Source organism: Ramlibacter rhizophilus, assembly GCF_004681965.1.
Lineage (GTDB): Bacteria > Pseudomonadota > Gammaproteobacteria > Burkholderiales > Burkholderiaceae_C > Ramlibacter > Ramlibacter rhizophilus.
On record NZ_SMLL01000003.1, the window covers coordinates 300,091 to 321,332 of the forward strand.

Sequence of the window (21,242 nt, forward strand, 5' to 3'; positions counted from 1 at the left end):
AAGGGACCCGCCATGAGCAACGTGATGAACTCGCCCGCCGCGCGCTTTGCCGCCCCCGTGCTGCTGGGGGTGCTGATGCTCGCCGCATGGCAGCTGCTGGTGCGCGCGCTGGAGGTTCCGGTGTACCTGGTGCCCGCGCCCACCGACATCGCCTACACGCTCTACGAGGACTGGGCGCTGCTCAGCTCCTCGCTGATGATCACCCTCAAGATCACCTTCTTCGCCTTCGTGCTGGCGGTGGTGCTGGGCGTGCTCGCGGCCTTCCTGTTCGTGCAGAGCCGCATGATGGAGGTGAGCCTGTTCCCCTACGCCATCGTGCTGCAGGTCACGCCCATCGTGGCCATCGCGCCGCTGATCATCATCTGGGTCAAGAGCCCGATCCCGGCCATGGTGATCTGCGCCACGCTGGTCGCGCTGTTTCCCATCATCTCCAACACCATCCTGGGCCTGCGCAGCGTGAACCCGGGCCTGTTGAACCTGTTCCGCCTCAACCAGGCCACGCGCTGGCAGACCCTGCGCCGCCTGCGCGTGCCCAGCGCGCTGCCTTACTTCTTCGGCGGCCTGCGCATCTCCAGCGGCCTGGCCCTCATCGGCGCCGTGGTGGCGGAGTTCGTCGCCGGCACCGGCGGCACCTCGGCGGGCCTGGCCTACCAGATCCTGCAGGCCGGCTTCCAGCTCAACGTGCCGCGCCTCTTCGCCTCGCTGGTGCTGATCACGCTGACCGGCATCGCGCTCTTCAGCCTCATGGCGCTCTTCACGAAGATGGCGCTGGGCGGCTGGCACGAAAGCGAGATGACCCAATGAGCGGCACGAGCGAAGGCGCCTTCCTGGTGCGGAGCGCACACGCCATCCTCACCGGCGAGGCGGGCGAGGCCGCGCGCAGCAGCGCCACCGACATCCGCGTGGCGGGCGGCGGCATCACCGAGATGGGCCGCGACCTGCAGGCCCGTCCCGGCGAGCGCGTGCTGGACGCGAGCGACTGCGTGATCTATCCCGGCTGGGTCAACACGCACCACCACCTGTTCCAGTCGCTCCTGAAGGGCGTGCCCTCGGCCATCAACGCCACGCTCACGCCCTGGCTCAAGGCCGTGCCCTACGCGCACCGCGGCGGCTTCGACGAGGACACCATGCGCCTGGCCGCGCGCGTCGGCCTGGTGGAGCTGCTGCTGTCCGGAAGCACGACGGTGGGCGACCACCACTACATCTACTACCCCGGCATGGGCTTCGATCCCTCGGCCGCGCTGTTCGAGGAAGCCGCGCGCCTGGGCCAGCGCTTCATGCTGCTGCGCGGCGGCGCCACGCAGACGCGGGACGCCGAGGCGGGCGCGCCCGCGCACCTGCGCCCGGAGAGCCTGGACCAGATGGTCGGCGGGGTCGAGCGCGACGTGGGCCGCTGGCACCAGCGCGGCCCCCGGGCCATGTCCCGCGTGGCGATGGCGCCCACCACCGTCACCATCTCCATCCGCACGGAGGAGGCGCGCGAGATCGCCCGCGCCGCGCGCCGCCTCGGCGTGCCCATGCACTCGCACCTGTCCGAGACCGTGAGCTACATGGAGCACTGCGGATCGGCCTTCGGCTGCCTGCCCGTGGAGTACGCCGAGCGCGTGGAGTGGCTGGGCCCGGACGTGTGGTTCGCGCACCTGGTACACCTGAGCGAATCCGAGCGCGCCCTGCTGGCGCAGACCGGCACCGGCATGGCCCACTGCCCGCAGAGCAATGGCCGCCTGGGCAGCGGCGTCGCGCCCGCGCCGGACCTCGCGCGGCGGGGCGTTCCGGTGTCCATCGGCGTCGATGGCGCGGCCTCCAACGAGGCCGCCGACATGCTCAGCGAAGTGCACCAGTGCTGGCTGCTGCACCGAGCTCATGCCGGCGCGGCCTCGCGTCCGCGCGAGGGCGGCGGCGGCGAGGCCGGCGCGGACGCGGTGACGGTGGAGGACATCGTGCACTGGGGCACGGCCGGCGGTGCGCGGGTCATGGGTTTCGAGGGCGTGGGCACGCTGGCCGTCGGCCAGGCCGCCGACTTCGCCGTGTACGACCTGGACGATCCCCGCTACATGGGCCTGCACGACCTCGCGCTGGGCCCCGTGGTCAGCGGCGGGCGCCCGCGCCTGCGCTGGCTGATGGGGGCCGGCCGCGTGCTGGTGGAGGACGACACGGTGCCGGGGCTGGACCTGCACGAGCTTCGCGTCCAGGCACGCGCGGCCGTCAAGCGCCTCGCCGAGAAGGCCGTGCGCCCATGACCCAGCCGCGGCGCCTCATCGTCGGCATCACCGGCGCTTCGGGCTTCGCCTACGGGCACCGCCTGCTGGAGCTGCTGCGCGAGGTGCCCGAGGTCGAGACGCACCTGGTGGTGAGCCGCTCGGCGCAGCTCACCATGGCCTACGAGACCGAGCTGAAGCTGTCCGACGTGACGGCGCTGGCCCACCATGTCCATCGCAACGAGGACGTGGCCGCCTGCGTCTCCAGCGGCTCCTGGAGGACGCTGGGCATGGTGATCGCGCCCTGCTCCATGAAAACCCTGGGCGAGATCGCCTGCGGCACCGGCAGCACGCTCATCGCGCGCGCGGCCGACGTGGTGCTCAAGGAGCGGCGCCGCCTGGTGCTGCTGGCGCGCGAGACGCCGCTGACGCTCACGCACCTTCGCAACATGGTCACCGTGACCGAGATGGGCGCCATCGTCGCGCCCCCGGTGCCCGCCTTCTATGCCCGGCCCGAGAGCCTGGCGCAGATGGTGGACCACACGCTCGGCCGCGTGCTGGATCTCTTCGATATCGACGTCGGCGCGGTCAGGCGCTGGACGGGGCCTCAGTCCGGGCGGTCCACGGACGACATTCCTTCCCGAGACGACGACCCCCATGCGAGCCTTTGAGTACGCGCGCCCGGCCACGCTGCAGGACGCGATCGCCCTGCTGCAGGCCGGGCCGGATCCGGCCATCCTGGCCGGCGGCACCGACCTGCTGGTGCAGATCAAGGAACACGTGCGCCAGCCCGCGCGCGTGATCGACATCAAGCGCATCCCGGGCATGGACGAGTTCGCCTTCGATGCGAAGGAGGGCCTGCGCCTGGGCGCGCTGGTCACCACGCGCGCCGTGGAGACCTCGCCGCTCGCGCAGCGCCACTACGCGAGCCTCGCGCGGGCGGCCACGGACTTCGCGTCCATCCAGGTGCGCCACCGCGCCACGGTGGTCGGCAACGTCTGCCGCGCGTCGCCCTCGGCCGACACGTTGCCGCCCCTGGTCGCCGACGGCGCCGAGCTGGTGATCCACGGCCCTGGCGGCGAGCGCCGCTGCCGCGTGGAGGACTTCTGCCTCGGCCCGGGCCGCACCGCGCTGCAGGCCGGCGAGATCGTGACGCAGCTGCGCGTGCCCGCGCCGCCGCCGGGCACCGGCAAGGTCTACATCAAGCACGGCCGGCGGGCGCAGATGGAGCTGGCCACCGTGGGCGTGGCCGTCACGCTCACGCTGCGCGAAGGCTGCTGCGAGCGCGTGTCCATCGTGCTCGCGGCGGTGGCGCCCACGCCGCTGCGCGCCCGCGCGGCCGAGGCGCTGCTGCAGGGAAAGGCGCCGACGCCGGAACGGTTCGAGCGGGCCGCCGAAGCCGCGGCCGCTGAATCCCGTCCCATCGCGGACGTGCGCGCCAGCGCCGAGTACCGCCGCGACATGGTGCGCGTGCTCACGCGGCGTGCGCTCGAACAGGCCCTGCGCAGGGCCCAGGAGGAAGTTCGATGAAGAAGGACATCATCACGGTCACCCTCAACGGCGAGGAGCGCGAACTCGCGGTCCTGCCGCACCGCAGCCTGCTGGACACCTTGCGCACCGACGCGGGCCTGACCGGCACCAAGAAAGGCTGCGACGTGGGCGAATGCGGCTCCTGCACCGTCATGCTCGACGGCGAGCCCGTCAACAGCTGCCTGGTGCTGGCCATGGAAGTGGACGGGCGCAGCGTCACCACCATCGAGGGCCTGCAGCCCTCGCCCGACCAGGTGCACGTGCTGCAGGAGAAGTTCATGCAGTGCGGCGCGGCCCAGTGCGGCTTCTGCACGCCGGGCATCCTCATGGCGGCCCAGGACCTGCTGGCGCGCAACCCGCATCCCACGCGCGAGGAGATCCGCTTCGCCATCGCCGGCAACATCTGCCGCTGCACGGGCTACAGCAAGATCATCGACGCCATCCACCAGGCCGGCCAGGAGGGTGCGCGATGAGCGAGGCCGCCACCCACGACGTCGTCGGCCGCAGCGTCAAGCGCGGCGACCTGCTGGCCAAGGTGACGGGCAGCGCGCAGTTCACCGCCGACTTCGCCTGGCCGGGCCTGCTGTACGGACGCATCAAGCGCTGCAACGTGGCGCATGCCCGCATCCGCCGCATCGACGCGAGCCGCGCGCTGGCCCTGCCCGGCGTGAAGGCCGTGCTCACGCACGAGAACGTGCCGCGCGTGCTGCACGCCGGCTCGCCCCATCCACGCTCGGCCTCGGTCACGCCCGACCAGTACATCCTGGACGACCGGGTGCGGTACTGGGGCGAAGGCGTGGCCGCCGTGGCCGCGACCAGCGAGGAGATCGCCGAGGAGGCGCTGGAGCTGATCGAGGTGGAGTACGAGCCGCTGCCGGCGGTCTTCACCGTCGAGGAAGCGGCCGATCCGTCCTCGCCCGCCATCCACGACCGCGGCTTCGGCCACAACCTGGTCCTGGCGCCGCAGGTCTTCACGCGTGGCGACATCGAGCAGGGCTTCGCCGATGCCGACCTGGTGATCGAGGGCGAGTACGAATGCGGCCGGCCCACGCCCGCCTACATGGAGCCCAACGCCTGCGCGTGCCTCTGGGACGGCAATGGCGGCCTCACGGTGTGGAGCAGCACGCAGACCGCCTTCATGGTGCGCGGCATCCTGGCCGAGGTGCTGGGGCTGCCGCTGTCCAAGGTGCGCGTGCTGGTGGACCACATGGGCGGCGGCTTCGGCGCCAAGCAGGACCTGTTCCAGCACGAGTTCCTCTGTGCACTGCTCGCGAAGCAGACGCGCCGGCCGGTGCGCATGGAGTTCACGCGCGAGGAGACCTTCCTCGGCGGGCGCACGCGCCACCCCGCGAAGATCTGGCTCAAGCAGGGCTTCAAACGCGACGGCACGCTCACCGCGCGCCAGGCCCGCGTGGTGTTCAACTCCGGCGCCTACGGCTCGCACGGGCCGGGCGTGACCATCGTCGGGACCTCGGCGCTGGTCTCGCTCTTTCGCTGCGACAACATCCACCTGGAGGGCCGCTGCGTCTACACCAACAGCCCCATCGCCGGCGCCTACCGCGGCTACGGCGTGGTGCAGACCTACTACGCGCTGGACCTGCAGATGGACGAGGCCGCCGAGCGCCTGGGGATGGACCCGCTGGCGCTGAAGCTGAAGAACGCGGTGCGCGAAGGCGACATCGCGCCCTCGGGCCACCCCATCGTCGGCCACGGCCTGGAAGACTGCATCCGCCACGGGCGCGAGCTCGTCGGCTGGCCGGGCGTGCGGCGCCAGGGGCGTGACGAAGGCGTGGTCAGGACCGGCTGGGGCATGGGCTGCGAGATGCACGGCAGCAGCGCCTACCCCGGCATCAAGGAGCAGGGCAACGCCATCGTGAAGATGAACGAGGACGGCAGCGCCGTGCTGCTCACCGGCACCGCCGGCCTGGGCACGGGCGCGCACACGGCGCTCGCGCAGATCGTGGCCGAGGAACTGGGTGTGTCCTTCGAGCGCGTCTCCTGCATCCACGGCGACACCGACGTCGTGCCCTGGGACATCGGCGCCTTCGCGAGCCACACCACCTACATGGGCGGACGCGCGGCGCAGATGGCCGCGGCCAAGGTCAAGGAGCAGCTTCTCGAGCGCGCGGCGAAGCTGCTGGAGTGCGACGCCGCGCAGCTGGACGTGCGCCAGGACCACGTGTTCCTGCGCGGGGACCCGGCGCGGCGCCTGTCCATCGCCGAGGTCGTGGGACCGCGCAAGGGCATCCCGGCGGCGCAGTTCGTGGGCAGCGCGACCTACCACCCGACCAAGTCCTATTCATTCGCCGCGCACTTCGCGCAGGTGCAGGTGGACACGGAGACCGGCGAGGTGCGGGTGCTGCAGGTGGTGCCGGTGCACGAGATCGGCAAGGTGATCCACCCGGTGGGCGCGGCCGGGCAGATCGAAGGCGGGATCCAGCAGGGCATCGGCCACACGCTGTACGAGGACTATCAGATCGACACGAAGACAGGACGATCGCTCAACGCGAACTTCGTGGACTACAAGATGCCGCTGTCCATGGACATGCCGGAGATCCACACCGTGCTGCTGGAGACCGCGCCGGACCCGGGCGGGCCGTACGGCGCCAAGGGCGTGGGGGAGGACCCGATCATCGCCATCGGGCCGGCGATCTGCAACGCGATCTTCGACGCCATCGGCGTGCGCTTCCGGCATTTCCCGATCAAGCCGGAGCAGGTGCTGCAGAGGTTGCGGGAGAAGCGGGTGCGGGAAGGGGAGGCGGCATGAGCGAGTTTTCACGGACCGGACGCCAGGACTTGGGCGATGGGCTTCGACAGGCTCAGCCCGAACGGAGTGGGTTGGCTCGCGCTGAGCCCATCCCTGATCCCACGTCCGTTCGCCCAGGCTCCCCCCCCGTTCGCACTGGCTTTCACCCCGTTCGCACTGGCTCTCACCCCGTTCGCCCTGACCCCGCCTCCGTTCGCCCTGAGCTTGTCGAAGGGCTTCGACAGGCTCAGCCCGAACGGGAAGGGATGGTTCGCCCTGAGCCCACCCCCGTCAGCCCTGAGCCCACCCCCGTCAGCCCTGAGCCCACCCCCGTTCGCCCTGAGCCTGTCGAAGGGCATCGCCAACCCCACCCCGACCGCCCCGTCCCCGTCACCATCCTCACCGGCTTCCTCGGCGCCGGCAAGACCACGCTTCTCAACTACATCCTCACCGAGCGCCACGGCCACCGCATCGCGGTGATCGAGAACGAGTTCGGCGAGGTAGACGTGGACTCGGACCTCGTCATGGCCTCCGAGGAGGAGATCTTCTCGGTCGAGAACGGGTGCATCTGCTGCGTGGTGGACGTGCGCAACGACCTGGTCGAGATCCTGCAGAAATTGCTGGCCCGACCCGAGCCCTTCGACCACATCCTCATCGAGACCAGCGGCCTGGCCGATCCCACGCCGGTCGCCGCCACCTTCTTCATGGACAACGAGGTGGCGAAGCGCGTGGTGCTCGACGGCGTGGTCACGCTGGTCGACGCCGTCAACGTGGCGCCGCACCTGCAGGAAGATGCCCAGGCCGACTACGACAACCAGGCCGTGCAGCAGATCGTGGTGGCCGACCGCTTGCTCCTGAACAAGGTGGACCTGGTCACTCCTGCCCAGCTCGCCGACGTGGAGTCGCGCATCCGGCGCCTGAACGCCAGCGCGCCCATCCTGCGGACCGTGCAGGCGAAGGTGGACCTGCGGCAGATCCTGGGACTGCAGTCCTTCGAGTCGGACGCGCTCGCCATGACGGACCCGCACTTCCTGCACGAACACGAGGACGATCACGTCTGCGACGCGCACTGCGGGCACGAGCATGAGCACGGCGACCACGCGGCGCATTCCCACAGCCACGACCCCGAGGTCGGCTCGCTCTCGCTGGTCTTCGACCGGCCCGTCGATGCAGATCGCCTCATGCAGCGCCTGCGCCTGTTGCTGCAGGCCGAGGGGGACGATCTCTACCGCATCAAGGGCATCCTGGCCGTGGCCGGCGACGACCGGCGGCACGTGCTGCAGGGCGTGCACCGCCTGCTGGAGCTCAAGCCCTCCACGCCCTGGGCGGCGCACGAGCGGCCGGTGACCAAGATCGTCTTCATCGGCCGGCGCCTGCACCACGACAAGTTGCGCGCGCTGGTCACGGGCTGCCTCGCCGGCGCGCCCGCCATCGCCTGACCCATTCCATCTCGAAAGCAGACACAAGGAGACCCCATGATCATCGACATCGGCTGCTATCCCACCGACCAGGTGGACCTGGCCTGGTGGCACGACGGCGAACCGTATTCCGGCGAGCGCCTGCTGGAAACCATGGACGGGCCGTACTACGTCAACGGCAAGCCGCGGCGCATCGACAAGGCCGTGATCCAGCCGCCGCAGGGCAACACCATCTACACCTGGACCGACGGCGAGAAGTCGGGGCGCGAGTCCATCGACGCCTACATGGCCTACACGCTGGAGATGACGCGCAAGTACCCGGACCGCTTCATCGGCTGCTTCGTCTACAACCCGCGCTGCGGCGTGAAGAACGGCGTGGAGGCCATCGAGCGCTACGTGAAGGAACACGGCTTCAGGATGGTGCAGATGCAGGCCAATATGCATGCCTACCGGCCCGACCGCGCGCTGGACTGGGTGCGCCCGGCCTTCGAGAAATGCGCCGAGCTGGGCGTGCCGGTGAAGCTGCACACCGGCGACGGCCCCTACAGCATTCCCACCGAGTGGGTGCCCATGATCAAGGAGTTCCCCACGGTGGACTTCATCATGGCCCACTTCGGCGTGCAGACCGGCGGGGTCTATTGCTTCGAGCCCTTCCAGTGGGCCATGGAGCTGCCCAATGTGTACTGCGAATCGGGCTGGTGCCTGCAGTCGCGCATCGTCGAATTCGCCAAGGTGCTGCCCAAGCACAAGATCCTCTTCGGCACCGACACGCCGCCCAACGAGCCGGGCATGTGGATCCGCCTGCTGGAGGTGCTGTGCACCAACCCGCCGCAGGGCCTGAACCTGGACGAGGCCACGCTGGAGGACTACCTGGGCAACAACTTCGCGCGGATGATCGGACTGGAGCCCACGCCGCATCCGAAGACCTTCGAGGAAGCCGAAAAGCAACTGGGGCGCAAGGCCGAAGCGCAGCCCGTGATCCCGCTGTACTGAAGCACGCCAGAGCCTGGAGACACCATGATCATCGACACCCACCTGCACCCCACCAACCTGGTCGACGAAGCCTGGCGCCACACCGGCACGCCCTTCAACGGCGAGCGCATGCTCAAGCTGATGGACGGCCCCTACATGATCAACGGCAAGCCGCGCCGCATCGACATGGGCTTCATCCAGCCGCCGCCGGGCAACACCGGCTACCGCGACGGCAACCGGCGCGGGCGCGAGGGCATCCGCGACTACATGGCCTACATCGCGGAGCTCACGCAGAAGTACCCGGACCGATTCATCGGCAACTTCACCTACAACCCCCGCTGGGGCCCCGAGAACGGCGCGGCGGAACTGGAGTTCCACATCAAGGAGTACGGCTTCAAGATGGTCAAGCTGCACGCCAACATGCATGGCTACCGGCCGGACCGCGCGCTGGACTGGCTGCGCCCGGCGATGAAGGTCTGCGCCAAGTACAACACCATCGTGTTGATCCACACGGGGGACGGTCCCTTCACCATCCCGACGATGTTCTATCCCATCATCCGCGAGTTCCCGATGGTGAACTTCGTCATCGCGCACTTCGGCATCCAGACCGGCGGCAACTACTCCTTCGAGACCTTCTGGATGTCCATGGACACGCCCAATGTGTACGTGGAGTCGGGCTGGTGCTTCCAGGCGCGCATCGCCGAATTCGCGCAGCAGCTGCCGCGCCACAAGCTGGTCTTCGGTACCGACAGCCCGCCCAACGAGCCGGGAATGTGGCTGCGCGAGCTGGAGATGCTGTGCCGGCCCGCCCCGCACGGCATCGGCATCGACGAGGACACGCTGGAGGACTACCTGGGCAACAACATCGCCCGCCTGGCCGGCATCCGCACCTCGCCGCCACCGCGCAACCAGGAGGAGGCGCAGCTGCGCCTGAAGGATTCCTACGCCGGCCTCGGCGAGACCGCGTCCGCCTGAACAAGCCCATGAACCCCGACTTCCAGGCCTTCTTCGCCGCCTACCGCGAGCGCCATCCCGAGGACGTGCTCGTGATCCGCGAGCCCATCTCCGGCAACCAGGTCCTCACCGCGCTGGTGCAGGAGCTGGCGCGCGAGGGCCGGCGCCCCGTGGTGCTGGCCGAGCGCGTCGAGGGCCTGGACGTTCCGGTGGTCACCAACCTCTTCGGCTCGCGCGAGCGGGTGGCGCGCATGCTGGGCGTGGAGGTGGGCGCTTTGCACGCCACCTACCAGGCCAGGTCGCGCGAGCGCCTGCCGCCCCGGCGCGTGGAGCGCGGCCCGGTCATGGACATCGTGCAGGAGGGCGACTCGGTGGATCTGCACGCCTTGCCTCTCTTGCGCCACTTCCAGACCGACCGCGGCCCCTACATCACCAACGCGGTCATGGTCGGTCAGCACCCGGACACGGGTGCTGGCAACCTGAGCTACCACCGCTCCATGGTGCACGCGAAGAACCAGATCGCCACCAGCCTGCATTCGCGCGGCGACCTGTGGCGGCTGCTGCAGCTGGCCGCCGAGCGCGGGCAGCCGCTGCCGGTGGCCATGGTCATCGGTGCGCACCCGCTGTTCATGCTCGCGGCCTCGGCCCGCGTGCCCTTCGGCACCGACGAGCGCGAGGTGGCCGGCGGCCTGATGGGTGCGCCGCTGGACATGGTCGCCACGCCGCGGCACGGCATCCTGGTGCCGGCCGATGCGCAGTTCGTGCTGGAGGGCACCATCGACCCGAGCGAGAAGGCCGAGGAGGGCCCCTTCGGCGAGTTCACCGGCTACTCCTCCGACCGCTCCACCCACAACCTGCTGCGCGTGGACACGCTCATGCGCCGCAAGGACGCGGTCCTGATCGACGTGCTGGGCGGCCAGTCGGACGAGCACCTGAACCTCGGGCGCATCCCGCGCGAGGCGGAGATGGCCGAAAAGCTCATGCAGCGCTTTCCCGGCGTCACGGGCCTGCACTATCCCAACTCGGGCACGCACTTCCACGCCTACGTGGCCGTGCGGCAGATGCGCCCGGGCGAGGCGCGGCAGGTCATGCTGGGCCTGCTCGGCTGGGACCCGTACCTCAAGACCGTGGTCGCGGTGGACCCGGACGTGGACATCACGCGCGACGAGCAGGTGCTGTGGGCGCTCGCTGCGCACTTCCAGCCGCACCGCGACCTGCTGGTGATCGACGGACTGCCAGGCTCGGCGCTGGACCCCTCGGCCTCCGGGCAGGGGACCACCTCGCGCATGGGGCTGGACGCCACGCGTGGGCCGCAGTTCGAGGGCGTCAAGGCGCAGGTCGCGCCCGAGGCGCTGGAGCGGGCGCGGCAGCTGCTGCGAAAAGTGTAGCAAGCACGTGGGGAACTAAGCCGGCTTGTAAAAGATGTAGTCGGCCTGGTAGTTCACCACCTGCCGCGCGCCCACATTGGCGCCGCCGCATGGCGCTGCCGGCGCCACGCCGCCGCGCGTGTCCACGCGCTGCACGTAGCTCACGCCGGTCATCGCGCCCATGCCCATGGCGGGGTCTGCCTTGACCAGCTGGAAGGGGATGCTGCCTGCCGAGGCGGGCGCCACTGCTACCTGCGTGCCGGTGATCTTCGATCCGTCGGCGTTCTCCCAGGTGGCCGGTGGGCCCCAGTAGCGGCCCACGCGCTTGCCGCCGCGGTCCATCAGCTCGGCCTTCGGGCCGGCGAACACCCATTCATGGCCGCCGGCTGCCCGCACGCGGCATTCGTAGGTGATCTCGCCCACGCCGCGGGTCTCCATGGCCACGCGGTGCCCGGCCGGTACCTGGACCGATGCGGGAAGGCGGCTCTGGTCATAGGCCTGCATGGGCATGGCGGTGTCCATGGTTTTCATGCCACTGCAGGCGGCGAGCAGGGCAGCCGTGGACAGCGCGAAGGTCAAGCGGATCATGGAAGCGACTCCAGTCAGTGAGGGTTCCGGGGGTACGCAGCCGCCCTTCTGAAGGATGCACATGTCCCAGGGCCACGGTTGGACATCGGCAATGTTCTGCATCCATGTGGCGTCGCGATGCGTAGTACGGTGGCCAGTCCACACGATGCACCTCTTCCAGGAGACCTCATGAACACACCGAACGTCCCTCGCCGCCGCGTCGCCTGCGCGGCACTTGCCTTCCTGGCCGCCACGGCCAGCTGGGCTGCCAGCCACCGCGAGGCGCCCTTCATCGCCACGGTCCCCAAGGTGGATGCCACGGACTTCTACCTGTTCCGCAGCTACGAGGGCGTGGCCGCGAACGGAACGGGCGGGCGCAGCGACTACGTGACCCTCATCGCCAACTACCAGCCGCTGCAGGCCCCCTACGGCGGGCCCAACTACTTCGCGCTCGACCCCAACGCGCTGTACGAGATCCACATCGACAACAACGGCGATGCCAACGAGGACCTGAGCTTCCAGTTCCGCTTCAACAACACGCTGGCCAACACGGCGCTGGCCATCGGCGGCAAGCAAATCGCGATCCCGCTGATCCAGTCCGGTGCGGTGTCCGCGCCGGCCGACCCCAACCTGAACCTGAGCGAGAGCTATAGCGTGAGCGTGGTGCGCGGCGACCGCCGCAAGGGCAACGTTCAATCCGTGACCAAGGCCTCGGGCGCAAGCCGCTTCGAGAAGCCGGTGGACTACATCGGCACCAAGACGCTCGGCGACGCGGCCGCCTACGCCAGCTACGCCGCCAAGCACGTCCACGAGGTCCGCATCCCCGGCTGTCCGGCGGGCAAGGACATGGGCAAGGTCTTCGTGGGCCAGCGGCAGGAGGGTTTCGCGGTCAACCTCGGCACCATCTTCGACCTGGTGAACGCACCGCTGGAGGTGATCACCAACCCGGCCAACATCAACGCCGCCGCCGCCAACTCCATCCAGAACGCCAACGTGACCTCGATCGCCATGGAGGTCCACAAGGACTGCCTGGCCACGGGGACCGATCCCGTCATCGGCGGCTGGACCACCGCCAGCCTGCGCCAGGGGCGCCTGATCGATCCGACGCCGCCAGCGGGCCACCAGACCGCCGAGAAGCCCGGCGGCGCATGGGTGCAGGTCTCGCGCCTGGGCCAGCCGCTGGTCAACGAAGTGGTCATCGGCCTGAAGGACAAGGACCGCTTCAACAGCGCCCGCCCGAAGGACGACACGCAGTTCCTGGACTACGTCACCCATCCCAGCCTGCCGCCGCTGCTCGGACAGGTGCTGGCCGGCAGTGCCGCGGCGCTCGCGCCCACCAACCTGCCGCGCACCGACCTGGCCACGGTGTTCCTCACCGGCATTCCCGGCGTGAACAAGCCTGCCACGGTCACGCCTTCCGAGATGCTGCGCCTGAACACCAGCATCGCGCCCCTGCCTTTCGCGAGCCAGAACCGGCTGGCGATCGTCGGCAGCCTGAAGATGAACGGCAGCGACTTCGCGGGCTTCCCGAACGGCCGGCGCCCCAAGGACGACGTGGTGGACATCGCGCTGGTCGCCATGCTGGGCGGCCTGTGCGTGGCCAACGGCGACAACGACGCCCTGAAGCTCAACACCGTCCCGGGCACCACCATCACCTCGGCCTGCCGCCCCTCCAGCGTGCCGGCCGGTGCGACCTCGCTCGACGTGCACGATGCGGTGGACCAGGCGGTCGTGACCTTCCTGCCCGGCTTCCCCTACCTGAACACGCCGCTGCCGGGCGCGCGCTGAACGATGCTGCAAGGAGAATCCATGAGAACCCTTCTTCGCCTCAAGGCGCGGCCCGCCTGGCTGTACACCCTCCCTCTGGCGCTGGCCCTGGCCGCCTGCGGTGGCGGTGGCGACGGCGGGCCCGTCGACAACGTGGTCACGCCCACGCCGCCGCCGGATCCCTTCGTCGCCGGCAGCGAGGTGCCGCAGTCGGCCACCACATCGGTCGATGGCGCCATCGCCTTCATCCGCAGCGTCATCGCGAGCATGAGCGAGACGGCCGAAGGCCTGGCGCTGGGCAACGCCGCACTCGCCACCAGCGAGACGGCCGATCCGCAGCCGCTGTGAGCAGCCGTGCGTCGGCGCGCAGGCCAGGCCCCGCACGCCGGTGGCTGGCCGGCGCGCTGACCGCCTGCGCCCTCGCGCCGGCGGCCGCTCACGACACCTGGCTGCAGGTGCTGGACGCGCCGGCGGCCGGACTGCTGGAGCTGGCGGCGTCCACCGGACCTCACTTCCCGGCCGCGGAGTCCGCTCCTTCGATGGACGGCCTTGCGGCCAGCGGCTGCATCGACGCGCAGGGGCGGGCCATCGCCCTGCGAGCGCGCCTGGAGCGGCCCACCGCCCTGATCCTGCGCACGCGCGCCGAGCCGCAGGCGGCGCTCAGCTGCTGGATCGAGACCCGCCCCCAGCGCGTCACGCTGGGCGAGGCCGAGGTGGAGACCTACCTGCGCGAGATCCAGGCGCCGGCCGAACTGCGCGAGCGCTGGCAGCAGCAGCGGCGGGCCGGCGCGCCTTGGCAGGAAAGCTTCGTCAAGCAGGCGAGGCTCGAACACACACCGCAGGCACCGGCCGATCCGGCCGCCCTGCGCATGCCGCGCTCGCGCGGCCTGGAGATCCGCCTGCTGGGCGATGCGCCCGTGCAGGTGGGGCAGGCCCTGCGCGCCGAAGTCCTGCTGGACGGCCAGCCGCTGGCCGGACAAGCGGTCCAGCTCCTCGGCGAGCGCTTGCCGCTCGGCCCCTGGCGGCGCAGCGATGCGCGCGGCCAGCTCGAATTCCCGCCCTTGCCCCTGGCCGGACACTGGCTCCTGCGCAGCACGCGCCTGCTGCCGCCCGAGACACCCGAAGGCGAATGGCGCAGCCGTTTTTCCACCCTCCTGGTTCTTGCCCCATGACAGCCGACCTCACGCCCGCCACCTCCCGGTCCGTCCTGGCCGCCTTGCTGCTGCTGGCCGCCAGCGCGCCGCTGCAGGCCCACGAACTGGCCGCGGGAAGCGCGGGCGGCTTCCTGGCCGGCCTCTCGCACCCGGTGCTCGGGCCGGACCACCTGCTGGCCATGGTGGCCGTGGGCCTCTGGGGCGCCGTCCTCGGCAGGCCCCTGGTCTTCGCGCTGCCGGTGGTCTTTCCGGGCTTGATGCTGCTCGGCGCGGCGCTGGGCATGGCGGGCGTGCCGCTGCCGCAGGTGGAGCGCGGCATCGCGCTGTCGGTGCTGGCCCTGGGCCTTGCCATCGCGGCCGCGTGGCGCGCGCCGATGGCGGCGGCGCTGGCGCTGGTGGCCATCTTCGGCGTCTTCCACGGGCATGCGCACGGCATGGAGCTGCCGGGCAGCGCGGACCCGGTGGCCTATGCCTGCGGCTTCCTGCTGGCCACCGGCGGGCTGCACCTGGCGGGCATCCTGGTGGGCAGCCTCTGGCACCGGCGCAGCGGCGCATGGCTGGTGCGCGGTGCCGGGGCGGCCATCGGCGTGGCCGGCGCCGCCTTCCTCCTGCTGCCGGTTCTGGCTGCCTGAATACGTCGTGGAGCCGGCACTGGGACAAGACTTCTGGGCCGGCGCGGCGTTCCTCCTGGCCTCTCCGCTGGCCTGGGCCGCCTTGCTCGCCGGGGTGATTGCCACCGCCGGGCGGGCGCGGCTTTCGGTGCTGCTGGGCGCGGCGGCTGCGGGTGCGGCGTTGACCGCCTGGCTGCCCGAGCCGGCCGCGGTGGCGGCGCCCGCCGGCGTGATGCTGCTCGGAACCCTGGCCGCGAGCCGGCTGCGCCTTCACACGGTAGCCGCGGCGGCGGTCGCGGCGCTGGCCGGTGCCGTGGCCGGCACGGCGGCCGACTTCCATTGGGCCACGCGCTTCGAGTGGCTGGGGGGCCTGGCCGCAGTCATGGCCATCGTGGCCACCGGCGGCGGCTTGCTGCGCCTGCTGGCGCAGGGACCGTGGTCGGCCTGGCTGCGCCTGGGCGGTGCCGTCCTGGGGGCCTGGATCGCGGCCCTGGGCGGCCTGATCTGGCTGCTGCGCGCGCTGCTATGAGGTCGGCAGCAGCGGGCCCTTGAACAGCACCGGCCCGGTGGGCCCGCGCTCGCTGGGGACACCCCCGCGCGGCTCCAGGCTGATGGCCAGCGCGGGGGCGTCGCGCACCTGGGCCTCGGGCGCGCTCAGGCGCACCACCTGGTCGCGACCCAGCACGCCCAGGGAGCGCGGCGCCTCGCCGGGCGGCAGGGCCCACAGCTGCAGCGAGCGCTCGCTGCCTTCCTGGAAGTCACCCAGCCGCTTGAGCGTGAGCGTGTTGGCCCGCGGATCGAAGGTCACCAGCACCGAGGGTGCGGAGCGATCGTCCTCCAGCACGGCGACGTAGCGCACCAGCGGCTGCGACTCCAGCTGCGAGACCACCTGTGCGTGCCGCTGCACCGAAGCGATCTGGTCGGCGCGGACCTGGGCGAGCTGGATCTGTTCGCGATCGAGTTCCCGCAGCAGCCAGGCGCTGGCCACCAGGCCCGCCAGGGCCAGGCTCACGCCGCCCAGGGCCAGGCCGCGCCACCATGCGCCCGCGGCCGCGCCGCGCTGCGTGCGCTGCGCCTGGCTGGCGAGGGCGCGCTCGGCTTGGCGTTCGCGCGCGAGCTCCATCTCGATGCGCTTCCAGACGTTGGGGCTCGGGCCTTCGACCGGCTGCAGCTCGGTCATGGCGGCCAGGCGCTCCTGCCACTGGAGGGCGTTGGCGCGCAGGCCTGGATGGCGGCGCGCCAGCGTCTCGAAGCGGCGGCGGGCGGGGCCGCGCAAGGTGCCCAGGGCGTAGGCGGCAGCGAGCCGCTGCGCGAGTTCGGGATGGCGGGTGAGGTCCATGCGTGCGTTCCTGCCCTAGGCGAAATGGGCCATGCACTGGCGAAGTTGGTCGATGCCGCGCCGGATCCAGCTCTTAACCGTGCCAAGCGGCAGGCGCAGCTGCGTGGCCAGCTCGCTCTGGCTCAGGTCACGCAGGTAGGCCAGGCTCAGCACCTCGCGCTGGCGCGCTTCCAGCTTGCGCAGGCACTCGTGCAGCGCCCAGGCCGATTCGCTCGCCTGCGAGGCGTCCAGCGGCGACGGCTGCTCCATGGGCAGCGTGCCCTCCAGCGCTTCGTCCAGCGGCACGGAGGCGTCCACCCGCTGGCTGCCGCGCCGGCGCAGGAAGTCCAGCGCGCGGCTGCGCACCACCAGGCCCAGCCAGGCCATGGGCGGGCTCAGGCTGGCGCTGTAGTCGCGCGCGGTGCGCCAGACGTAGAGGAAGGCATCCTGCAGGACGTCCTCGGCCCACTCGCGGTTGCCGACGACGCGCAGGGCCAGGCCATGCAGGCGCGGGGCGGTGAGCTCGTACAGCGTGCGGAAGGCGGCCTCGCCGGCGCGCCGCGCCTGCGGCGTGTCGGCCTGGCGGGCGACGCATTCGATGAGTTCGATCAGGTGGCGCTCGTGGGTGTCGGATTCCATGGAGACATGCGTTGTTTGCTGCAGGTACGCGGCAAACCGCCGCCCGGATGTGCCGGAGCTTATGCGCTGCGGCGGCCGCGCGGGTGGCCTGCGCGTCTCGGCACAATGGGCGGCATGGAAAACCTCGACGTCATCGTCCTGCGCAGCCTGCGCGACTGGCGCCTGGCCGGGCGGCGGGCGCTGCTGGCCACGGTGGTGCGCACCTGGGGCTCTTCGCCGCGGCCGGTCGGCTCCATCATGGCCCTGTGCGAGGACGGCTCGGTGGTCGGTTCGGTCTCCGGCGGCTGCATCGAGGACGACCTGATCCACCGCCATGCGCACGGCAATGCCATCCCCGACGGTCCGCCGGCCTTCGTCAAGTACGGCGTTTCCGCCGACGAGGCGCATCGCTTCGGCCTGCCCTGCGGCGGCACGCTGGAGCTGCTGCTGGAATACCAGCCCGATGCGCAGCACCTGCGCGCGCTGGTGGAGATGCTGGATGCCGGGCGCCTGGTGCGGCGGGCCACCCGCCTGGTCGACGGCGCGGCCACCCTTGCGCCCATCGACCGGCCCGAACCCCTGCGCCTGGACAGCGGCGAACTCGTGAACCACTTCGGCCCCGAGTACCGCATGCTCCTCATCGGCGCCGGCCAGCTCACCGAATACCTGGCGACCATGGCGCTCTTCAGCGGCTTCGCCGTCACGGTGTGCGACCCGCGCGAGGAGTACCACCGTGCCTGGCAGGTGCCCGCAGCGCGCCTGGTGACCGGGATGCCCGACGATGCGGTGACCGCCTTCCGCCCCGACGCGCGCAGCTGCGTGGTCGCCCTCACGCACGACCCCAAGCTGGACGACCTCGCGCTGCTGGAGGCCTTGGAAAGCGAGGCCTTCTACGTCGGCGCCATCGGCAGCCGCCGCAACAACCAGGCGCGGCGCGAGCGGCTCATCGAGCATTTCGGCCAGACCGAGGCTTCGCTTGCGCGCCTGCGCGGCCCCATCGGCATCTACATCGGCAGCAAGACGCCGCCGGAGATCGCGGTGAGCGTCATGGCCGAGATCCTGGCCGTGAAGAACGGCGTGCCGCTGCCGCGCGAGATGTCCGTGGCCGCAGCCAAGGCGGCCAGCGGCATCGGGGAATGAGCATGCCGGATCTGCCCGTGGTGCTGGTGCTGGCCTCCGGCCGGGGCACGCGCTTTCTCGCCTCCGGCGGCGAGGGCTCCAAGCTCCAGGCGCTGCTGGCTGGCCGGCCGGTCCTGGAGTGGACGGTGGATGCCGTGCGCCGCAGCGGCCTGCCGATGCACGTGGAGCAGGGCGCCCATGCCGGCATGGGAGACAGCATCGCCGCGGCGGTGCGTACCCACGCGACGGCGCCCGGATGGCTCATCCTTCCCGGCGACCTGCCGCTGGTCGCGCCGCAGACGCTGCGCCTGATCGCCGGGCAGCTCGCCTCGCATGCGCTGGTCGCACCCGTGTTCCAGGGGCGGCGAGGCCATCCGGTGGGGTTCTCGCGGCTTTTCGGCGAGCGGCTGATGGCCCTGCAGGGGCCGCAAGGGGCGGGCGCGCTCCTGGCCGGCGTGGCCCCGCTGCACCGGGTGGCGGTGGAGGATGCGGGCGTGGTGACGGACATCGACACCGTGTCCGATCTGCAGGAAGCAGAACGCGCGATGAGGTCAAAACTACGTGATCCGATCGAATAAGTAGTCTCAAGCGGTTAAAGTTCGCCCTGATTTCGATCTCGGGGAGGCTTCATCGTGGGCGAGGAATGGCTGCGCCGGCTGGGCGCGGAGCTGGGTGGGGCCGCGCTGGTCCCCAACGCCGAGGGGCTGTGCGCCCTCACGTTCGAGGGGGTCGCCATCACGCTCAACCTCCATCCGCACGCGGGCGCACTCACCCTTCGCAGCGTCGTGGGTGGACTGCCCGAGGAGGGGTTCGAAGCGCTGGCGCTCCAGTTGCTCGCCGCCAGCCTCGGCCCGCAGGGCCTGGCGATGGACGCCCGGGGCGTGGTGTACCTCACCCGGCACCTGTCCGGCGCGGCGAGCCGGCAGCATCCCTGGCACGAGGTGTTCACCCGCTTTGCGCGGCAGGCGGCCGCATGGCAGCGGCGGCTCCCGCAGCCTTGGGAGCACTAGGTGCACGCGCCCGACTTTCTCCACGAACTGGCCGCCACCCTGGGCCTGCCGGCGCTCCAACCCGACGCGCACGGCGCCTGCAGCCTGCGCTGGCGCGGGGTGCACCTGGACCTGCAGGCCAGCGAAGCCACGGGGCAGCTGTGCGTGACCGCGCGCGTGGGCCATGCCGTGCTGTCCAACCGGCGCACCCTCTGCGCCGGCCTGCTGCTGGCCAACCTGTACCTCACCGAGAACGGACGCCCGCATGCGGTCATGGACCCGCTGGGCGAACAGGTCGGCCTGTGCCACGCCCTGCCGCTGTCGGACTGCAGCGGCGCGGTGCTCGTGGACCGGGTCGAGCGCCTCGCCATCGCCTGCCGCGAACTGCGGGAGCGACTGGTGGCGCAGCAGCTGATCGTGGCCTGAACGTCCTGGAGATCGCCAATGGCTGAAGTCTCATCACCCCGACGCCCTTCGCTCGCGCCCTTGCAGCTCGAGGGCAAGCCGATCATGGAGGCCGAACCCGTGGTCTTCCACGTGCCCGTGCAGGACGCGGTGGACGTGGCCCCCACCGCGCTGCCCATGCAGGTGGCGCCGCTCACGCGGGCACCCCAGCCGAGCCCCGACTCCACCGCCTCGCCCACCGTGCAGTCCATGGAGGACCCGCCGGACCCCGAGACCTTCGCGCGCCACAGCGCCGAAGCCCTGGCCCAGGCCGTCGCCGCGCCCGAGGAGGCACGGCCCGGCGCCCTCCTGGCCTGCCTGGACCGCTGGTGCGTGACGCCCGTGTGCTGTGGCGACCGTGAACTCGCCTGCTGCTGCTGCGTGCTGCTGACCGTCGGCGCCGTCGTTGGCGCGGTGCTGGGGGAGGGCGGGGCTTATTGAGCGGCCATCACCTGCGCGGCGATCTCATAGGAGCGCAGCCGCGCCGCGTGGTCATGGATCTGCGCCGCGATCATGAGTTCGTCGGCCTGCGTGCGCTCGATGAACTCCTGCAGGCGCTGGCGCACGGTCTGGGGTGAGCCGATGGCGGTGCAGGACAGCACCTCGTCGAGCATGGCGCGCGGCCCGGGCGGCAGGGTGTCCAGGAAGCCCGCGCGCGGCGGCGGCAGCTTGGAGGGGCGGCCCGTGCGCAGGTTCACGAAGGCCTGCTGGGCCGAGGTGGCCAGCAGCGCGGCCTCCTCGTCGGTGGGCGCGGCAAAGACGTTGAAGCCCAGCATGACGTGAGGTTTCGCCAGCTGCGCCGAGGGCTTGAAGCCCGAGCGGTACAGGTGGACAGCCTGCATCATCAGCGCCGGTGCGAAGTGCGAGGCGAAGGCGAAGGGCAGGCCCAGCATGGCCGCGAGCTGCGCCCCGAAGAGGCTGGACCCGAGGATCCACACCGGCACCTTGGCGCCGCGCCCCGGCACCGCGCGCACGGCCTGGCGCGGCTCGTCCGAGAGGAAGTCCATCAGCTCGACCACGTCCTGCGGAAACTGGTCGGGGTCCGAGGCCAGGTCGCGCCGCAGCGCGCGGGCGGTCTGCGGGTCCGAGCCCGGTGCGCGGCCCAGGCCCAGGTCGATGCGGCCGGGGTAGAGCGCCTCCAGGGTGGCGAACTGCTCGGCGATCACGAGCGGCGAATGGTTCGGCAGCATGATGCCGCCGGCCCCGACGCGGATGCTGCGGGTTGCACCGGCCACGTGGCCGATCAGCACGGCGGTGGCGGCGCTGGCGATCCCGGGCATGCCATGGTGCTCGGCGAGCCAGAAGCGGCGAAAGCCCAGCGACTCGGCATGCTGGGCGAGCGAGACGCTGTTGCGGAACGATTGCGCGGCATCGCTGCCTTCGGCGATGGGCGCGAGGTCGAGGACGGAGAGGACGGTCATGAGGGATCGTATTGTGCGGACGCACTACCATGCCCGTTTTCCGAGCCGG

Annotated in this window: 24 protein-coding genes; 20 read left to right on the forward strand and 4 right to left on the reverse strand. The window is 71.1% G+C overall.

Features of this window, described 5'->3' with window-relative positions; translation table 11 throughout:
• Positions 1 to 12 precede the first annotated feature (12 nt).
• The 10 genes from EZ242_RS07885 (at position 13) to EZ242_RS07930 (ending at position 11,206) form a co-directional block, all read left to right on the forward strand.
• Positions 13 to 804, forward strand: a complete 792-nt coding sequence (locus EZ242_RS07885) for an ABC transporter permease (protein ID WP_135284590.1) — start codon at positions 13 to 15, stop codon at positions 802 to 804.
• Complete coding sequence (locus EZ242_RS07890; protein ID WP_135284591.1) at positions 801 to 2,240, forward strand: amidohydrolase family protein; 1,440 nt, start codon at positions 801 to 803, stop codon at positions 2,238 to 2,240. The genes EZ242_RS07885 and EZ242_RS07890 overlap by 4 nt, the downstream gene beginning before the upstream one ends.
• Positions 2,237 to 2,869, forward strand: coding sequence for a UbiX family flavin prenyltransferase (locus tag EZ242_RS07895; RefSeq protein ID WP_135284592.1), 633 nt, complete (start codon positions 2,237 to 2,239; stop codon positions 2,867 to 2,869). Before EZ242_RS07890 ends, EZ242_RS07895 begins: the two co-directional genes overlap by 4 nt.
• Entirely contained in the window at positions 2,856 to 3,728 is an 873-nt protein-coding gene (locus EZ242_RS07900) for an FAD binding domain-containing protein (protein ID WP_135284593.1), read from the forward strand. The genes EZ242_RS07895 and EZ242_RS07900 overlap by 14 nt, the downstream gene beginning before the upstream one ends.
• Positions 3,725 to 4,201, forward strand: a complete 477-nt coding sequence (locus EZ242_RS07905) for a (2Fe-2S)-binding protein (RefSeq protein ID WP_135284594.1) — start codon at positions 3,725 to 3,727, stop codon at positions 4,199 to 4,201. The genes EZ242_RS07900 and EZ242_RS07905 overlap by 4 nt, the downstream gene beginning before the upstream one ends.
• The gene (locus EZ242_RS07910) at positions 4,198 to 6,495 is read left to right on the forward strand and encodes a xanthine dehydrogenase family protein molybdopterin-binding subunit (RefSeq protein WP_135284595.1); all 2,298 of its coding nucleotides are present in this window, start codon (positions 4,198 to 4,200) and stop codon (positions 6,493 to 6,495) included. Before EZ242_RS07905 ends, EZ242_RS07910 begins: the two co-directional genes overlap by 4 nt.
• Positions 6,496 to 6,740: 245 nt before the next feature.
• Positions 6,741 to 7,913: a CobW family GTP-binding protein gene (locus tag EZ242_RS07915; RefSeq protein ID WP_135284596.1), complete on the forward strand. Its 1,173-nt coding sequence runs from the start codon at positions 6,741 to 6,743 to the stop codon at positions 7,911 to 7,913.
• 36 nt (positions 7,914 to 7,949) lie between these two features.
• Positions 7,950 to 8,885, forward strand: coding sequence for an amidohydrolase family protein (locus tag EZ242_RS07920; RefSeq protein WP_135284597.1), 936 nt, complete (start codon positions 7,950 to 7,952; stop codon positions 8,883 to 8,885).
• A 24-nt stretch (positions 8,886 to 8,909) separates the two neighbouring features.
• Positions 8,910 to 9,839: an amidohydrolase family protein gene (locus EZ242_RS07925; protein WP_135284598.1), complete on the forward strand. Its 930-nt coding sequence runs from the start codon at positions 8,910 to 8,912 to the stop codon at positions 9,837 to 9,839.
• 8 nt (positions 9,840 to 9,847) lie between these two features.
• A complete protein-coding gene (locus tag EZ242_RS07930) occupies positions 9,848 to 11,206 on the forward strand; it encodes a UbiD family decarboxylase (RefSeq protein WP_135284599.1) in 1,359 nt (452 codons plus the stop codon).
• Between the two features lie 15 nt (positions 11,207 to 11,221).
• On the opposite strand, the gene EZ242_RS07935 is transcribed toward EZ242_RS07930, so the two are convergent.
• A complete protein-coding gene (locus tag EZ242_RS07935; RefSeq protein ID WP_135284600.1) occupies positions 11,222 to 11,773 on the reverse strand; it encodes a DUF3455 domain-containing protein in 552 nt (183 codons plus the stop codon).
• 168 nt (positions 11,774 to 11,941) lie between these two features.
• Here EZ242_RS07935 and EZ242_RS07940 point away from each other — a divergent pair, with 168 nt between their 5' ends.
• Genes EZ242_RS07940 through EZ242_RS07960 form a run of 5 tightly spaced genes read left to right on the forward strand, consistent with a single transcriptional unit; the run spans position 11,942 to position 15,813 of the window.
• The gene (locus EZ242_RS07940; RefSeq protein WP_135284601.1) at positions 11,942 to 13,540 is read left to right on the forward strand and encodes a DUF4331 domain-containing protein; all 1,599 of its coding nucleotides are present in this window, start codon (positions 11,942 to 11,944) and stop codon (positions 13,538 to 13,540) included.
• Between the two features lie 21 nt (positions 13,541 to 13,561).
• Positions 13,562 to 13,867 (forward strand): hypothetical protein, encoded by a 306-nt coding sequence (locus EZ242_RS07945; RefSeq protein ID WP_135284602.1) that lies wholly within the window; start codon positions 13,562 to 13,564, stop codon positions 13,865 to 13,867.
• Positions 13,864 to 14,691 carry a DUF4198 domain-containing protein gene (locus EZ242_RS07950; protein ID WP_135284603.1) on the forward strand — a complete coding sequence of 276 codons (828 nt, stop codon included), beginning with the start codon at positions 13,864 to 13,866 and terminating at the stop codon, positions 14,689 to 14,691. Before EZ242_RS07945 ends, EZ242_RS07950 begins: the two co-directional genes overlap by 4 nt.
• Positions 14,688 to 15,305 (forward strand): HupE/UreJ family protein, encoded by a 618-nt coding sequence (locus tag EZ242_RS07955; RefSeq protein WP_135284604.1) that lies wholly within the window; start codon positions 14,688 to 14,690, stop codon positions 15,303 to 15,305. Before EZ242_RS07950 ends, EZ242_RS07955 begins: the two co-directional genes overlap by 4 nt.
• Positions 15,306 to 15,312: 7 nt before the next feature.
• Positions 15,313 to 15,813: a hypothetical protein gene (locus tag EZ242_RS07960; protein ID WP_135284605.1), complete on the forward strand. Its 501-nt coding sequence runs from the start codon at positions 15,313 to 15,315 to the stop codon at positions 15,811 to 15,813.
• Here the strand turns inward: EZ242_RS07960 and EZ242_RS07965 are convergent.
• Both EZ242_RS07965 and EZ242_RS07970 read right to left on the reverse strand, forming a co-directional pair.
• Positions 15,808 to 16,623: an anti-sigma factor gene (locus EZ242_RS07965; RefSeq protein ID WP_135284606.1), complete on the reverse strand. Its 816-nt coding sequence runs from the start codon at positions 16,621 to 16,623 to the stop codon at positions 15,808 to 15,810. The genes EZ242_RS07960 and EZ242_RS07965 overlap by 6 nt on opposite strands.
• A gap of 15 nt (positions 16,624 to 16,638) precedes the next feature.
• Positions 16,639 to 17,241 (reverse strand): sigma-70 family RNA polymerase sigma factor, encoded by a 603-nt coding sequence (locus EZ242_RS07970; RefSeq protein ID WP_135284607.1) that lies wholly within the window; start codon positions 17,239 to 17,241, stop codon positions 16,639 to 16,641.
• Positions 17,242 to 17,355: 114 nt separating this feature from the next.
• Between EZ242_RS07970 and EZ242_RS07975 the strand changes: the two genes are divergently transcribed.
• The 5 genes from EZ242_RS07975 to EZ242_RS07995 are packed head-to-tail and all read left to right on the forward strand — an operon-like array spanning position 17,356 to position 20,213.
• Entirely contained in the window at positions 17,356 to 18,360 is a 1,005-nt protein-coding gene (locus EZ242_RS07975; protein ID WP_135284608.1) for an XdhC family protein, read from the forward strand.
• Between the two features lie 2 nt (positions 18,361 to 18,362).
• Positions 18,363 to 18,917, forward strand: coding sequence for a nucleotidyltransferase family protein (locus EZ242_RS07980; RefSeq protein ID WP_338101460.1), 555 nt, complete (start codon positions 18,363 to 18,365; stop codon positions 18,915 to 18,917).
• Between the two features lie 54 nt (positions 18,918 to 18,971).
• The gene (locus EZ242_RS07985; RefSeq protein ID WP_167784692.1) at positions 18,972 to 19,349 is read left to right on the forward strand and encodes a type III secretion system chaperone; all 378 of its coding nucleotides are present in this window, start codon (positions 18,972 to 18,974) and stop codon (positions 19,347 to 19,349) included.
• On the forward strand, positions 19,350 to 19,754 hold the full coding sequence (locus tag EZ242_RS07990) for a type III secretion system chaperone (protein ID WP_135284611.1): 405 nt from the start codon (positions 19,350 to 19,352) through the stop codon (positions 19,752 to 19,754).
• Positions 19,755 to 19,772: 18 nt separating this feature from the next.
• Complete coding sequence (locus EZ242_RS07995) at positions 19,773 to 20,213, forward strand: hypothetical protein (protein ID WP_135284612.1); 441 nt, start codon at positions 19,773 to 19,775, stop codon at positions 20,211 to 20,213.
• Here the strand turns inward: EZ242_RS07995 and EZ242_RS08000 are convergent.
• Positions 20,207 to 21,193, reverse strand: coding sequence for an LLM class flavin-dependent oxidoreductase (locus EZ242_RS08000; RefSeq protein WP_135284613.1), 987 nt, complete (start codon positions 21,191 to 21,193; stop codon positions 20,207 to 20,209). The genes EZ242_RS07995 and EZ242_RS08000 overlap by 7 nt on opposite strands.
• Positions 21,194 to 21,242 lie beyond the last annotated feature (49 nt).

Excerpts from the sequence above, each read along its gene's own strand:
- EZ242_RS07930 (WP_135284599.1), top strand. The coding sequence starts at position 9,848 with ATGAACCCCGACTTCCAGGCCTTCTTCGCCGCCTACCGCGAGCGCCAT.
- EZ242_RS07970 (WP_135284607.1), bottom strand. The coding sequence starts at position 17,241 with ATGGAATCCGACACCCACGAGCGCCACCTGATCGAACTCATCGAATGC.
- EZ242_RS07995 (WP_135284612.1), top strand. The coding sequence starts at position 19,773 with ATGGCTGAAGTCTCATCACCCCGACGCCCTTCGCTCGCGCCCTTGCAG.
- EZ242_RS07915 (WP_135284596.1), top strand. The coding sequence starts at position 6,741 with ATGGTTCGCCCTGAGCCCACCCCCGTCAGCCCTGAGCCCACCCCCGTC.
- EZ242_RS07980 (WP_338101460.1), top strand. The coding sequence starts at position 18,363 with ATGCCGGATCTGCCCGTGGTGCTGGTGCTGGCCTCCGGCCGGGGCACG.
- EZ242_RS07910 (WP_135284595.1), top strand. The coding sequence starts at position 4,198 with ATGAGCGAGGCCGCCACCCACGACGTCGTCGGCCGCAGCGTCAAGCGC.
- EZ242_RS07895 (WP_135284592.1), top strand. The coding sequence starts at position 2,237 with ATGACCCAGCCGCGGCGCCTCATCGTCGGCATCACCGGCGCTTCGGGC.
- EZ242_RS07975 (WP_135284608.1), top strand. The coding sequence starts at position 17,356 with ATGGAAAACCTCGACGTCATCGTCCTGCGCAGCCTGCGCGACTGGCGC.
- EZ242_RS07935 (WP_135284600.1), bottom strand. The coding sequence starts at position 11,773 with ATGATCCGCTTGACCTTCGCGCTGTCCACGGCTGCCCTGCTCGCCGCC.
- EZ242_RS07920 (WP_135284597.1), top strand. The coding sequence starts at position 7,950 with ATGATCATCGACATCGGCTGCTATCCCACCGACCAGGTGGACCTGGCC.
- EZ242_RS08000 (WP_135284613.1), bottom strand. The coding sequence starts at position 21,193 with ATGACCGTCCTCTCCGTCCTCGACCTCGCGCCCATCGCCGAAGGCAGC.
- EZ242_RS07955 (WP_135284604.1), top strand. The coding sequence starts at position 14,688 with ATGACAGCCGACCTCACGCCCGCCACCTCCCGGTCCGTCCTGGCCGCC.
- EZ242_RS07890 (WP_135284591.1), top strand. The coding sequence starts at position 801 with ATGAGCGGCACGAGCGAAGGCGCCTTCCTGGTGCGGAGCGCACACGCC.
- EZ242_RS07925 (WP_135284598.1), top strand. The coding sequence starts at position 8,910 with ATGATCATCGACACCCACCTGCACCCCACCAACCTGGTCGACGAAGCC.
- EZ242_RS07945 (WP_135284602.1), top strand. The coding sequence starts at position 13,562 with ATGAGAACCCTTCTTCGCCTCAAGGCGCGGCCCGCCTGGCTGTACACC.
- EZ242_RS07940 (WP_135284601.1), top strand. The coding sequence starts at position 11,942 with ATGAACACACCGAACGTCCCTCGCCGCCGCGTCGCCTGCGCGGCACTT.
- EZ242_RS07900 (WP_135284593.1), top strand. The coding sequence starts at position 2,856 with ATGCGAGCCTTTGAGTACGCGCGCCCGGCCACGCTGCAGGACGCGATC.
- EZ242_RS07885 (WP_135284590.1), top strand. The coding sequence starts at position 13 with ATGAGCAACGTGATGAACTCGCCCGCCGCGCGCTTTGCCGCCCCCGTG.
- EZ242_RS07965 (WP_135284606.1), bottom strand. The coding sequence starts at position 16,623 with ATGGACCTCACCCGCCATCCCGAACTCGCGCAGCGGCTCGCTGCCGCC.
- EZ242_RS07905 (WP_135284594.1), top strand. The coding sequence starts at position 3,725 with ATGAAGAAGGACATCATCACGGTCACCCTCAACGGCGAGGAGCGCGAA.